This window comes from Nocardioides sp. Soil_C_8, from assembly GCF_057656315.1.
On record NZ_JBDGKQ010000004.1, the window covers coordinates 339,661 to 351,802 of the forward strand.

The following is a 12,142-nucleotide window of genomic DNA, read 5'->3' on the forward strand; positions in this document are numbered from 1 at the left end:
CCGCTGGTCAGCGCGACTCGACGCGCTTCTTGAGACCCTTCAGCGCCGCGTCGATGAGGATCTTCTCGCCCTTGCGCTTGAGCATGCCGATGAGCGGGATGGTGACGTCGAGCGCGAGGCGGTAGGTGACCTCGGTGCTGCCGTCGCCGCGGTCGACGAGCGTGTAGGCCCCGTCGAGCGCGCGCAGCATGTTGCCCTCGACGAGGGTCCAGGTGACCTCGCGGTCGCCGTCCCAGTCGTAGGCCAGGGTGTACTCGTCCTTGATGGGCGAGACGTCGAGCGCGAAGTAGACCTGCTCGGCCAGGTCGCCGTCGCCGGGCACCGTCACCTCGGCCTTCTGGACGCCCTTGGCCCACTCCGGGTAGGACTCGAAGTCGGCGATGACGGCCATCACGTCGGCCGGAGGAGCGTCGACGACGATCGACGAGGAGGTCTGTTCGGCCATGGCCGGAGCCTACGACATGTAGGCCCAACCTCTTGCCGCAAGCGGCAGCGAGGCTCGGGCTGCTCGCCCGGCAAGCCGGGTGAGATCCCTCAGGCGATAGCCTGCGGACCGCAGTCCACCACCCTTCAGGAGGTTCCACCGTGCGGGAGTTCTCGACGCCGCTCAGCACCACCATCCCGACCACCGGGAACCTCACCGACGACGTCGTCACCAACGGGCTCGAGTTCGCCGACACCGTGGTGTTCAGCCGCCGTACGGACGACGGGTGGGACGACGTCACGGCGGCGACCTTCCTCGACGAGGTGCGCTCCGTCGCCAAGGGCCTGGTCGCGGCGGGCGTCGAGGTCGGCGACCGGGTCGCGCTGCTGTCCAAGACGCGCTACGAGTGGACGCTCCTCGACTACGCCATCTGGTTCGCCGGCGCGGTCACCGTGCCGATATACGAGACGTCCTCCGCCGAGCAGATCGGCTGGATCCTCCAGGACTCCGGTGCCCGCGCCATCGTGGCGGAGGGCTCGGACCACCTGGCCCGTGTCCGCGAGGCCCGTCGGTCCGGCGAACTCGCCGAGCTCCAGCACGTGTGGTCGCTCCAGGACAACGCGGTCGACGTCCTCGGACGACTCGGCTCCGACATCTCCGACGACCTCCTCGAGCAGCGTCGTACCACGGCGACGCCCCAGGACGTCGCGACGCTGATCTACACCAGCGGCACGACCGGCAAGCCCAAGGGCTGCATGCTGACGCACGGCAACTTCATGTTCGAGCTCGGCGTGGCCGTCGACGAGCTCGCCGACCTCTTCGACACCGACGACGCGTCGACGCTGCTGTTCCTCCCGCTCGCCCACGTCTTCGCCCGCATCATCCAGGTCGGCTGCGTGAAGAGCCGGGCCAAGATGGGCCACAGCGCCGACATCAAGAATTTGGTGACCGACCTCGGCGAGTTCAGGCCCACCTTCATCCTCGCCGTGCCGCGCGTGTTCGAGAAGGTCTTCAACAGCGCCTCGCAGCGCGCCACCGCCGACGGTCGGGGCAAGATCTTCGACCGCGCCGCCGACGTGGCGATCGCCTGGTCGCGCGCGTCGGACGGCAAGCGGGTGCCGGTGCGCCTCCGGGCCCAGCACGCGCTCTTCGACCGGCTCGTCTACGGCAAGCTGCGCCAGGCATTGGGCGGCAGCTGCGCGTACGCCATCTCCGGTGGTGCGCCGCTCGGCGACCGGCTCGGCCACTTCTACCGCGGCATCGGCCTCACCGTGCTCGAGGGCTACGGCCTCACCGAGACGACGGCCGCCCTGTCCGCGAACCTCCCGGACGCCACCAAGATCGGCACCGTCGGGCGCCCCCTGCCCGGCACGAGCGTGCGCGTCGCCGACGACGGCGAGCTCCTCTTCCGCGGCGGCCAGGTCTTCGCCGGCTACTGGGGCAACGACGAGGCGACCGCTGAGGCGGTCGACCACGACGGGTGGTTCCACACCGGCGACGTCGGCGAGGTCGACGACGAGGGCTTCGTCCGCATCACCGGGCGCAAGAAGGAGATCCTCGTGACGGCCGGCGGCAAGAACGTCGCACCGGCCGTCCTCGAGGACCGGCTCCGGGCCCACGCCCTGGTCGACCAGTGCCTCGTCGTCGGCGACGGGCAGCCGTTCATCGGTGCTCTCGTGACGATCGACCGGGAGACCTTCCCGGCGTGGGCCGAGCAGCACGGCAAGTCCGCCGACCTCGCCTCCGTGGTCGACGACCCCGACCTGGTCGCTGCCATCCAGGACGCCGTCGACGAGGCCAACAAGGCGGTCTCCAAGGCCGAGTCGATCCGCAAGTTCACGATCCTGACGGGCGAGTGGACCGAGGAGGGCGGCCAGCTCACGCCAAGCCTCAAGCTCAAGCGTCGCGTCGTGATGCGGGAGTCCCGCGAGGAGATCGAGGCGCTCTACCTCGGGTGAGTGACCTCCTCGGGTCGGGCGGGACCGACAGCACAGGCTAGACCTCGACTACGTCGACCTAGTCACAACGGACTACGCCCGGACCATGATCGGGTGGTTTGCGAGGTTTAGCCCTCGGGCTCAGCGAGCGCGCCCTAGATTCATCGCGCTGGGATGGCTTCGGGGCCGTCAACCGCTTGATCCCCCGGACCCTCCTGCGCGCCCGGGACCCCGCCGTGGGGCTCCCACTACTCGCGAAGGACCGCACCATGGCTCGTCGATCCGTACTTCTTCTCGTCGCCGTTCTCATCGCACTCGCCGGCACGGTGATGATCGTGCTCTACGTCCAGGGGATCGATGCGCGCGCCACGAAGGACCAGGAGCTCGTCGAGGTCCTCGTGGCAGCGGAGACCATCGATACCGGCGAGACGGTGAGCGATGCCCAGGAAGCCGGCAAGATCGAGAAGGCCGAGGTGCGGCGCGCCGACCTCGTCGACGGCGCACTCTCCTCCACGTCGTCCATCTCGGACCTCGTGGCCATCGGCAGCATCTACCCGGGCGAGCAGCTGATCGCCAAGAAGTTCGGCAGCCTGGGCGACACGCAGGGCGGCCTGGTGATCCCGGACGGCAAGATGGCCGTCTCGATCGAGCTCACTGACTTCGAGCGGGTCGCCGGCTTCGTCAACCCGGGCAACGAGGTCGCGGTGTTCGCCACCGCCCTCGAACCGGTCGCACTCCTCCCGGACAACAAGGAGCAGAAGCTCGGCAGCCTGACCCGCATCGTCCTCACCCGGGTGCCTGTCCTCGGTGTCGGTACGACATCCGTCAGCTCCAGGACCACCGAGGGCGAGGACGGCGCCACGACCGAAGAGGTGGCACGCACCATCCTGACGGTCGCCGTGACGCAGGACGAGGCGGAGAAGCTGTTCCAGGCCGACCGCACCTCCGAGCTCAACTTCGCCCTCCTCACCGAGGACACCAAGATCTCCGATCAGCCCGGTGCCCGGCTCGGCGACGTCTTCCCCGAGCTCAACCTCGGCAGGCAGCCGTGACCGCCGTCCTCGAGCCCGACGGCGCACAACGGTCCGTCCTGCAGGCGATGCTCCACGGGTCGCAGGCGTTCGCCGACCTCGAGAGCCTCGAGCAGCACATCCGTACCGCCGAGACCGAGTTCGCCGTCGTCATCGGTCCGTCCGTCCCCGGCGAGGCAGCCGCAGAGCTTGCCCAGTGGGCCCGGATCCACCGTCCGGACCTCGGCGTGATCCTGCTGCGTCACGACGTCGACAGCAACACCCTCGCGCTCGCCCTGCGCAGCGGGATGCGCGAGGTGGTGACCGCACGTGACCTGGCAGGCATCACCACCGCCGTGCAGCGCGCGCGCAGCGTGGCCAACGCGATCGGCCAGACGCTCTCCGACGAGGTGCAGGCGGCTGCCGAGACGGCACGCGCCCAGGTGGCCGCCGAGGTGGCCAAGGCCGCGGCGGACGCCCAGGCCGAGGCAGACGCACCTCGCGGCAAGGTCGTGACGGTGTTCTCCACCAAGGGCGGGGTCGGCAAGAGCCTGGTCGCGACCAACATGGGGGTCGCGCTCGCCGGTCAGGGCCACAACGTGTGCCTGGTCGACCTCGACGTCAACAGCGGCGACGTCGCGATCATGCTGCAGCTCACGCCGCACCGCACCATCAACGACCTCGTGGGCTTCAACGGAGTCATCGATGCCGAAGGCATCGGGTCGATCCTCACGCACCACTCGGACAACCTGTCCGTCGTCGCCGCCCCGGTGCGTCTGGACTCTCCCGACCAGGCCTCTGTGGACGACATCGGCAAGCTGCTCGACGTCCTCCGCCGGATGGTCGACTTCGTCGTCGTCGACACCTCCGGCGTGTTCGACGACCACGCCCTGTGCGCTCTCGACCGGTCCGACCTCATCGTCCTGGTCGGCACCCTCGACATCCCGTCGCTCAAGGCGCTCAAGCTCGCGACGAGCACGCTGGAGATGCTCAACTTCTCGAAGTCGACCTGGAAGTTCGTCCTCAACAGGGCCGACGGCAAGGTCGGCCTCACGGCGGAGGAGTACGAGAAGACCCTCGCGCTGAAGGCCGACTGCTCCCTGGTGTCGAGCCGTGAGGTCCTCGCCGCGGTCAACCGCGGCGAGGCGCTGGTCAGCGCATACCCCGGACACCAGAACAGCAAGGCCCTCGTCTCGTTCGCCAAGTCCGTGGCGACCATCGCCGGCGAGACCGCCGATGACGACAACCCGTCGAGCCGGAAGTCGAGCGGCTCCCGGCTCCGCCTGAGGAGGAGCTGACGTGAGCCTGACAGACCGACTGGCCGCGGCGCGCGGTCGCGGCGCGGAGACGAACGACGCGCCCGTGCCGAACGCCCCGGGCGCAGCAAGCACCGCGGGTGGCGCCAGCAGCGTCCCGGCAGCAGTCACCACCGCACCCAAGCGCGCGACCGCCGCACCCAAGGGCGACCCGTTCCAGGACCTCAAGCGGGTCGTCCACCAGCGACTCGTCGAGTCCCTGGGCCCGAAGCTCTACGACGCGCACATGACGCAGTCCGAGCTGGAGCAGCAGGTGCGTCTCGCCCTCCAGACGGCGATCGCCGACGCCGACATCCCGATGTCGTCGGCCGACCGCACGCGGGTGTCGCAGGAGATCGCGGACGACATCCTCGGCTACGGTCCCATCGAGCCGCTGCTGCGCGACCCCAACCTCTCCGAGGTGATGGTCAACTCCTTCCAGGACATCTACGTGGAGCGCAGCGGCAAGCTGGTCAAGGTCCCCACGTCGTTCACCGACGAGGCGCACCTCCGCCGCACCATCGACAAGATCGTGAGCAAGATCGGTCGCCGGGTCGACGAGACCAGTCCGATGTGTGACGCGCGTCTTCCGGACGGCAGCCGTGTCAACGCCATCATCCCCCCGCTCGCGCTCGACGGCTCGAAGCTGACCATCCGGAAGTTCTCGGAGGACCCGTACACCGTCGAGGACCTGATCGGCTTCGGCACGCTCACGCGACCGGCGGCCAACCTGCTGGAGGGCTGCGTCCGGGGCCGCCTCAACATCCTCGTCTCGGGTGGAACGGGCGCCGGCAAGACGACGACCCTGAACGTGCTGTCGTCCTTCATCCCCGACGACGAGCGGATCGTCACCATCGAGGACGCCGCCGAGCTCCGACTGGTCCAGGACCACGTCCTGCGACTCGAGTCCCGCCCCCCGAACATCGAGGGCAAGGGCGCGGTCACCATCCGCGACCTGGTCAAGAACTCGCTGCGCATGCGTCCTGATCGCGTCGTCGTCGGTGAGATCCGTGACGCCGCGGCCCTCGACATGCTGCAGGCGATGAACACCGGTCACGACGGCTCGATCTCGACCCTGCACGCCAACACCCCTCGCGACGCCCTCGCGCGTCTGGAGACGATGGTGCTGATGGCGGGCATGGACCTGCCCGTGCGCGCCATCCGCGAGCAGGTCGCGAGCGCTGTCGACCTGATCATCCAGCAGACCCGCCTCAAGGACGGCACCCGTCGCATCACGGCGATCACCGAGATCGTCGGCATGGAGGGCGACATCATCACCACGCAGGACGTCTTCCTCTTCGACTACGCGGCCGGGCTCGACGAGAACGGCAAGTTCAAGGGCGGGCTGAAGTCGATGGGGCTCCGTCCCCGGTTCCTCGAGCGGCTCACCGACCACGGCGTCCACGTCGACCCCGCCATCTTCGCCACCGGGGGAACCCTGCGATGAAGCGCTCGTACGCCCGACGTGCCGTCCGGGTCACGGCAGCCGTCGCCGCCGGCGGCGTCCTCGCCCTGACGGCTGCGAGTCCGGCAAGCGCCGCGGACGCGGTGAGCATCGACCACATCGAGACCGAGGACGGCACCGTGTCCCTCGTGCTCGGCGTCGACGGCGTTCCTCCGGGAGCGGCTGCGGACCCCGCCTCGGTGGAGGTCGACGTCGACGGCCGGACCGTGGACTCCACGGCCAAGGTGATCTCGGCGGGAGACGTCGAGCGCACCACGGTGCTCGTGCTCGACGCCAGCAACAGCATGCTCCAGCGCGACAAGTTCGCCTCGGCCACCACCGCTGTCGACACCTTCCTGTCGGCGGCTCCGACCGACGTCCGGATCGGACTCGTCGCATTTGCCGGTGACCTCGGCGAGGTCATCGAGCCCACGACCGACCACGATGCCGTGCGCGCGGCACTGGCCGACATCACCCTGCGCAAGGGCACTGCGGTCTACGACGCGATGGCTGAGGGGCTCCGACAGGTGGGCACCGAGGGATCGCGGTCGCTCCTCGTGCTGTCCGACGGCGGCGACACGAGCAGCTCGACCACGCTCGACGTGGTGACGAAGGACGCCACGGACGCCGGCGTCGTCGTCGACGTGGTCTCGCTGGCCAACCCCAAGAACGCCGACACCATGTCGGCGGTGGCCGAAGCCACCGGTGGCCAGGTGATCCCGGCCGAGCAGAGCGCCCTCCAGGACGTCTTCTCCGCCCAGGCCGACGCGCTCGCGCAACAGCTGGTCGTCACCTTCACGCGGCCGCAGGACGCCTCCGACGAGGTGAACCTCACGGTCAGCGTGGACGCCGGCGGGACGCCGTACACCGACTCGGCTTTCGTCTCGATCGGCGCCGCCGCGAGCACTCCGGACATCGTCAGCTCCGGCAAGTCGCTGGTCAGCACCCCCGGCATGCTGCTCGGGGCCGCAGCCCTGGCACTCGGTCTCGCCGGCGTGCTCTCGGTCGCCCTGTCGGGGCCGAACAAGTCGTCGGCCGACAGGCGTCTCGACGCCTACTTCGGCGAGAGCAAGTCGGGCAAGCGCAAGTCGGACACGACCGCCGACATCAAGGGCTCCGCCGTGGCGCTCGCGGACAAGGTGGTCACCGCCGACCTCGAGACCCGGATCTCGCAGCGGCTCGCCGGGGCCGGTTCTGCGCTCACTGCGTCCGAGTGGCTGCTGCTCCACGCCGGCATCGCCGTCGGTGCCGCCGTGGCCGGCTTCGTGCTCGGGGGCGCGGGCCTCGCCGTGCTGGGTCTTGCCCTGGGAGCCGTTGGCCCGTGGCTCTACCTCAAGTTCCGCCACTCGCGCCGGCTCAACCGGTTCAACGGCCAGCTCGCCGAGACCCTGGGCCTGATGGCCGGTGGCCTCCAGGCAGGTCTCTCGCTCCCCCAGGCGGTCGACACCGTCGTGCGCGAGGGCAACGAGCCCATGGCGGGCGAGCTCAGGCGTGCGCTCGTGGAGCAGCGCCTCGGGGTCGACATCACGGACGCGCTCGAGGGCGTGGGCCAGCGGATGGAGAGCGAGGACTTCGGCTGGATCGTCATGGCCATCCGGATCCAGCGCGAGGTGGGTGGCAACCTGGCCGAGATCCTCACGACGGTCGCGGACACCCTGCGCGAGCGCGAGTACCTCCGCCGCCAGGTGAAGGCACTGAGCGCCGAGGGTCGGCTGTCCGGCTACATCCTCGGCGGCATGCCGCCGGCCCTGTTCATCTACATGTTCTTCGCCAACAACGAGTACATCCGGGTGCTCTACACCACGTTCATCGGTTTCATCCTGATGGCCGCGGCGGTCGTGCTGCTCACCATCGGTGGGTTCTTCATGTTCAAGCTCGCGAAGGTCGAGGTCTGAGATGTCGCTGCTCATGCTGGGCGCCGTGTTGATGTTCGCCGCGCTGACCCTCAGCCTCTCGGTCATCGGCGTCGTCAACCAGGAGCGTCGCGGAGTGGCCCGGTCCGTGGCCGCGATCCAGGCGCTCGACAGCGCCCCGGCAGCACTCAAGTCCGAGATCGAGCAGCCCTTCGCCGAGCGGGTCCTCGGTCCGCTCGGCGACCGCCTCGTCAACCTCGGCCGTCGCCTGGTGCGGGCCGACACGGCCCAGAAGCTGCAGTACCGGCTGAACATCGCGGGCAACCCGCCTGCCTGGGACGTCAACCGCATCATCGGCCTCAAGGTGCTCGGTCTCGCGGTCTTCGGCGTGCTCGGCTTCCTCTACCTGCTGGGACAGGACTGGCCGTTCTACCGTGTCGTCCTGGCCACTGGTGCGGTGGCGGCCTTCGGCTACGTGCTCCCCAACGTGCTGCTGTACAACGCGGGCACGAAGCGCGAGACGCAGATGCGCAATGCCCTCCCCGACGCGATGGACCTCCTCACCGTCTCGGTGGAAGCCGGCCTCGGCTTCGACGCCGCGGTCAGCCGGGTGGCGAAGAACGGCGACGGCCCCCTCAACCAGGAGTTCGCGCGACTGCTCCAGGAGATGCAGCTCGGCGTCGGGCGCGTCGACGCCATGCGCCTCATGGCCGAGCGCACCTCGCTGCCCGACCTCAAGTCCTTCTGCAGTGCCATGGTGCAGGCCGACAGCCTCGGCATCCCGATCGCCCGGGTGCTCCGCATCCAGAGCCAGGAGATGCGCACGAAGCGCCGCCAGCGGGCCGAGGAGAAGGCCCAGCAGGTGCCCGTCCGCATCATGATCCCGCTGGTGCTGTTCATCCTGCCGTGCATCTTCATCGTGATCCTCGGACCCGCGGGGGTCTCGATCGCGACGACCTTCAGCGAGTAGAACAGTAGTCATGCTTCGTTCCTCGGGGATCGATTCGACGGCAGCCGGGCCCGTGCCGCTGCGCACCTGGCGCGCGACCACGGCCGTACGGGTCTTCGCGCTCGCCCTCGTGACGGGCACCCTGCTCAGCAAGGGCCAGCTCGAGGAAGCCGGCCCGCTCCTGGGTGCCCTGGTGATCATCGCGGGTGCCTGCTCGGCGCTGGAGTGGAGATCCCTCGACCGCCGCGTGCCGCTCATCCCGGTGTGCGAGACCGCCCTGGTCGCGCTCATCCTGACCAGCGCGCCTCCCCCCGGCAGCCTGATCGCCTACGTCGCGGTCCCGACGGTCGTCGCAGGCATCCAGCACGGGTTCGTCACGACCCTCAATGCGGCCCTCGTCGGAGCGGTGACCACGATCGCGGTCCTGGCAGCCTCGTCGGACCCGGACCGTGCCGCCCGGCTCGCCACGGTGACCCCGTGGCTGCTCGCCGGGCTCGGCACCGGGCTGCTGGCCAGCTGGCAGTCGCGCTCCATCCGCAGCCTCGCGGCCCGGCAGGCACCGCACGCGGTCGCCCACCAGCTGATGGCACGCGTGCACCAGCTCGCGAGCTCAGGCTCCCTCGGCCTCAACAGCGCGGCGCTGGCCGAGGACCTGGACGCCGCCATGCGAGAGGCGACCGGCTGCGCCCGCACCACCGTCTTCGTCGTCGACGCCGACTCCGACGCCGACGACCCGCTGCGCGCACTCAACGGTGCGGAGGACGTCGAGCGGCTGGCCGCGGAGATCGCGATCGGCGACCGTGACCGCACCCCGGGCGCAGCTGTCGTTCCGTTGCGAGGCGCGGCGCAGACGTTGGGGTACTGCGTCCTGGTCGGAGTTCCGCGATGGACCCGAGAGCTCGACGAACGGGCCCAGCTGGTGGCCGACGACTTCGCCGTCCGCCTCGACACCGCCGTGCTGTTCGACGACGTGCGTGCCCTCGCGACCGCGGAGGAGCGCAACCGCATCGCGCGCGAGATGCACGACGGTGTGGCACAGGAGATCGTCGGCCTCGGCTACCTCGTCGACGAGATCGAGTCGATCAGCGACCACATGCAGACTCGCGAGCTCGCCTCCACGCTCCGGGCGGAGATCACGCGGCTGGTCTCCGAGATCCGGTTCTCCATCTTCGACCTGCGTCACGAGGTCACCGACGGACGCCTGGCAGCGTCCTTGGCCGACTACGCCCGTGAGTTGAGCCACGCGACCGGTCTCCGGGTCCACCTGTCGCTGGCGGAGTCCGGTCCGTCCCTGCCGCCCCGCGCCGCAACCGAGGTGCTGCGCGTGGCGCAAGAGGCCATCAGCAACGTCCGCAAGCACGCCCGAGCCAGCAACCTGTGGGTCACCCTCGACTCCGACGGCACGACCCTGCGCCTCTCGATCGAGGACGACGGGGTCGGCAACGCTGGACCGCGCGAGCACCACTGGGGGCTCCAGACAATGCGAGAACGCGCCGAGGCAGTCGGTGCCCGGCTCGAGGTGTCCCCCCGATCCGACGGCGGAACCGTCGTCGTCCTCCGGTCGCTGATGACAGCAGACCCACAGAGAGAGAAGGCCCATGGGCACCAGCGTGCTACTGGTTGACGACCACGAGCTCATCCGCCAGGGCCTCGCCCGCGCCTTCGAGCGGGACGAGGACATGACCGTCGTCGGTCAGGCCGGCAGCGTCGCCGACGGCATCGCCGCCTACGACGCGTTGAAGCCGGACGTCGTCGTCACTGACCTCCAGCTGCCCGACGGGCACGGGCTGGACGTCGTCCGAGCCGTGCGCGAGCGGAGCGACACGACCGGCCTGGTGGTGCTCACGATGCACGCCGGGGACGACCAGATCTTCGCGGCCATGGAGGCCGGCGCGTCCGGGTTCGTGGGCAAGGACAGCAAGGCCGCCGAGGTCGTCAGCGCCGCCAAGCACGCCGCCGTCGCTCCCCGCACCTTCCTCTGCGCCGGTCTGAGCGGCGCCATGATGCGCCGGGCGACCGCTCCCAGCACACCTCGGCTGTCCGGCCGGGAGGAAGAGGTCCTGGCGCTGCTGGCGGACGGACTCGGCACGGGCGAGATCGCCGGCCGGCTCTACATGAGCGAGTCGACGGCGAAGACCCACATCACCCACATCTACCAGAAGCTCGGCGCGGCCAACCGCGCCCAGGCACTCGTCACGGCCATGCGCCTGGGCATGCTCGACCACCTGGCGCCGCAACGGTTCTGAGCCTGGGCGGCGGCGCCACCTCCCCTGCGACCACGGCGGTCGCTCGGCCTCGGCCGTGCGGCCGCCGTGGTGCGTGGTTACCACGATCGGGCACGCCTCGCAGCGCTTCCGGCAAGGCGCGTCCGGAGTGCTAGTCGGCGGGGCTCGTGGGTGCAGCGCGGATAGTCAGAAGGGACTACCCACCTGCGGCCGATCACCCGATCCGCGGAGGACGGTGCTCGGGAAGACTTCTCTTCGTCGGGTCCGAGCGGGCTCGGACACCGCATCTCACAAACTTCCGACAAGGGGAACACAATGCAGCTCATCGAGAACTTCCTGAACCTCATGCTCGCCAAGCGCGACGAGAAGGGCGCCACCGCCGTCGAGTACGGCCTCATGGTCGCCCTCATCGCGGTCGCCATCATCGCCATGGTCTCCGCCCTCGGCGGCAAGCTCGGCGGCCTCTTCACCCAGATCGCCACCGCGATCTGATCCCCCTCGACCCCTCGGGGGTCGACCTCGTCTAGTGCAGAAAGGCATGAGAACCATGCAGCTCCTCGAGAACTTCCTGAACCTCATGATCGCCAAGCGCGACGAGAAGGGCGCCACCGCCGTCGAGTACGGCCTGATGGTCGCACTGATCGCGGTCGCGATCATCGCCATGGTCTCCGCCCTCGGCGGCAAGCTCGGCGGCCTCTTCACCGAGATCGCTGCCGCGATCTGAGCGCGGCGGCAATGGGGCCGGCGTCTGCGGACGTCCGGCCCCATTGCCATTCCCCCCAGTCGAGAGGAACGCCCATGAGCGTCTCACCCCGTGAGCACGACGATCGCGGCGCCACGGCCGTCGAGTACGGGCTGATGGTCGCCTTCATCGCCATCGCGATCATCGGCGGCGTCACCGCCTTCGGCATCAGCGTCGCAAAGCTCTTCACCATCCCGGCTGGAGTCCTGGGCCCCTGACCGCCCCGGACTGCACCGCCGCTGGTGGTGTACGTCGACACCGCC

General features: G+C 69.6%; 12 protein-coding genes. 11 read left to right on the forward strand and 1 reads right to left on the reverse strand.

The annotated features are described in order from the left end of the window. Window positions 1–7: 7 nt before the first annotated feature. Window positions 8–445 (reverse strand): SRPBCC family protein, encoded by a 438-nt coding sequence (locus AC3A3L_RS18650; RefSeq protein ID WP_487641538.1) that lies wholly within the window; start codon window positions 443–445, stop codon window positions 8–10. Between the two features lie 140 nt (window positions 446–585). Here AC3A3L_RS18650 and AC3A3L_RS18655 point away from each other — a divergent pair, with 140 nt between their 5' ends. From AC3A3L_RS18655 to AC3A3L_RS18705, 11 genes are all read left to right on the forward strand, one after another. Next, on the forward strand, window positions 586–2,382 hold the full coding sequence (locus AC3A3L_RS18655) for an AMP-dependent synthetase/ligase (RefSeq protein WP_487641539.1): 1,797 nt from the start codon (window positions 586–588) through the stop codon (window positions 2,380–2,382). A 248-nt stretch (window positions 2,383–2,630) separates the two neighbouring features. After that, window positions 2,631–3,413 carry a Flp pilus assembly protein CpaB gene (gene cpaB, locus AC3A3L_RS18660; protein WP_487641540.1) on the forward strand — a complete coding sequence of 261 codons (783 nt, stop codon included), beginning with the start codon at window positions 2,631–2,633 and terminating at the stop codon, window positions 3,411–3,413. Beyond that, window positions 3,410–4,669, forward strand: coding sequence for a CpaE/TadZ family protein (locus AC3A3L_RS18665; RefSeq protein WP_487641541.1), 1,260 nt, complete (start codon window positions 3,410–3,412; stop codon window positions 4,667–4,669). Before cpaB ends, AC3A3L_RS18665 begins: the two co-directional genes overlap by 4 nt. A gap of 1 nt (window position 4,670) precedes the next feature. Next, complete coding sequence (locus AC3A3L_RS18670; RefSeq protein WP_487641542.1) at window positions 4,671–6,113, forward strand: TadA family conjugal transfer-associated ATPase; 1,443 nt, start codon at window positions 4,671–4,673, stop codon at window positions 6,111–6,113. Further along, window positions 6,110–8,005: a type II secretion system F family protein gene (locus AC3A3L_RS18675; protein ID WP_487641543.1), complete on the forward strand. Its 1,896-nt coding sequence runs from the start codon at window positions 6,110–6,112 to the stop codon at window positions 8,003–8,005. Before AC3A3L_RS18670 ends, AC3A3L_RS18675 begins: the two co-directional genes overlap by 4 nt. Before the next feature lies 1 nt (window position 8,006). After that, window positions 8,007–8,933: a type II secretion system F family protein gene (locus AC3A3L_RS18680; protein ID WP_487641544.1), complete on the forward strand. Its 927-nt coding sequence runs from the start codon at window positions 8,007–8,009 to the stop codon at window positions 8,931–8,933. A 10-nt stretch (window positions 8,934–8,943) separates the two neighbouring features. Then, the gene (locus AC3A3L_RS18685) at window positions 8,944–10,536 is read left to right on the forward strand and encodes a sensor histidine kinase (protein ID WP_487641545.1); all 1,593 of its coding nucleotides are present in this window, start codon (window positions 8,944–8,946) and stop codon (window positions 10,534–10,536) included. Next, window positions 10,511–11,158 (forward strand): response regulator transcription factor, encoded by a 648-nt coding sequence (locus AC3A3L_RS18690; protein ID WP_487641546.1) that lies wholly within the window; start codon window positions 10,511–10,513, stop codon window positions 11,156–11,158. The genes AC3A3L_RS18685 and AC3A3L_RS18690 overlap by 26 nt, the downstream gene beginning before the upstream one ends. 294 nt (window positions 11,159–11,452) lie before the next feature. Beyond that, window positions 11,453–11,629, forward strand: coding sequence for a Flp family type IVb pilin (locus AC3A3L_RS18695; RefSeq protein ID WP_487641547.1), 177 nt, complete (start codon window positions 11,453–11,455; stop codon window positions 11,627–11,629). A 55-nt stretch (window positions 11,630–11,684) separates the two neighbouring features. Next, a complete protein-coding gene (locus AC3A3L_RS18700; RefSeq protein WP_487641548.1) occupies window positions 11,685–11,861 on the forward strand; it encodes a Flp family type IVb pilin in 177 nt (58 codons plus the stop codon). 74 nt (window positions 11,862–11,935) lie between these two features. Further along, window positions 11,936–12,097 (forward strand): Flp family type IVb pilin, encoded by a 162-nt coding sequence (locus AC3A3L_RS18705; RefSeq protein WP_487641549.1) that lies wholly within the window; start codon window positions 11,936–11,938, stop codon window positions 12,095–12,097. Window positions 12,098–12,142: the final 45 nt, after the last annotated feature.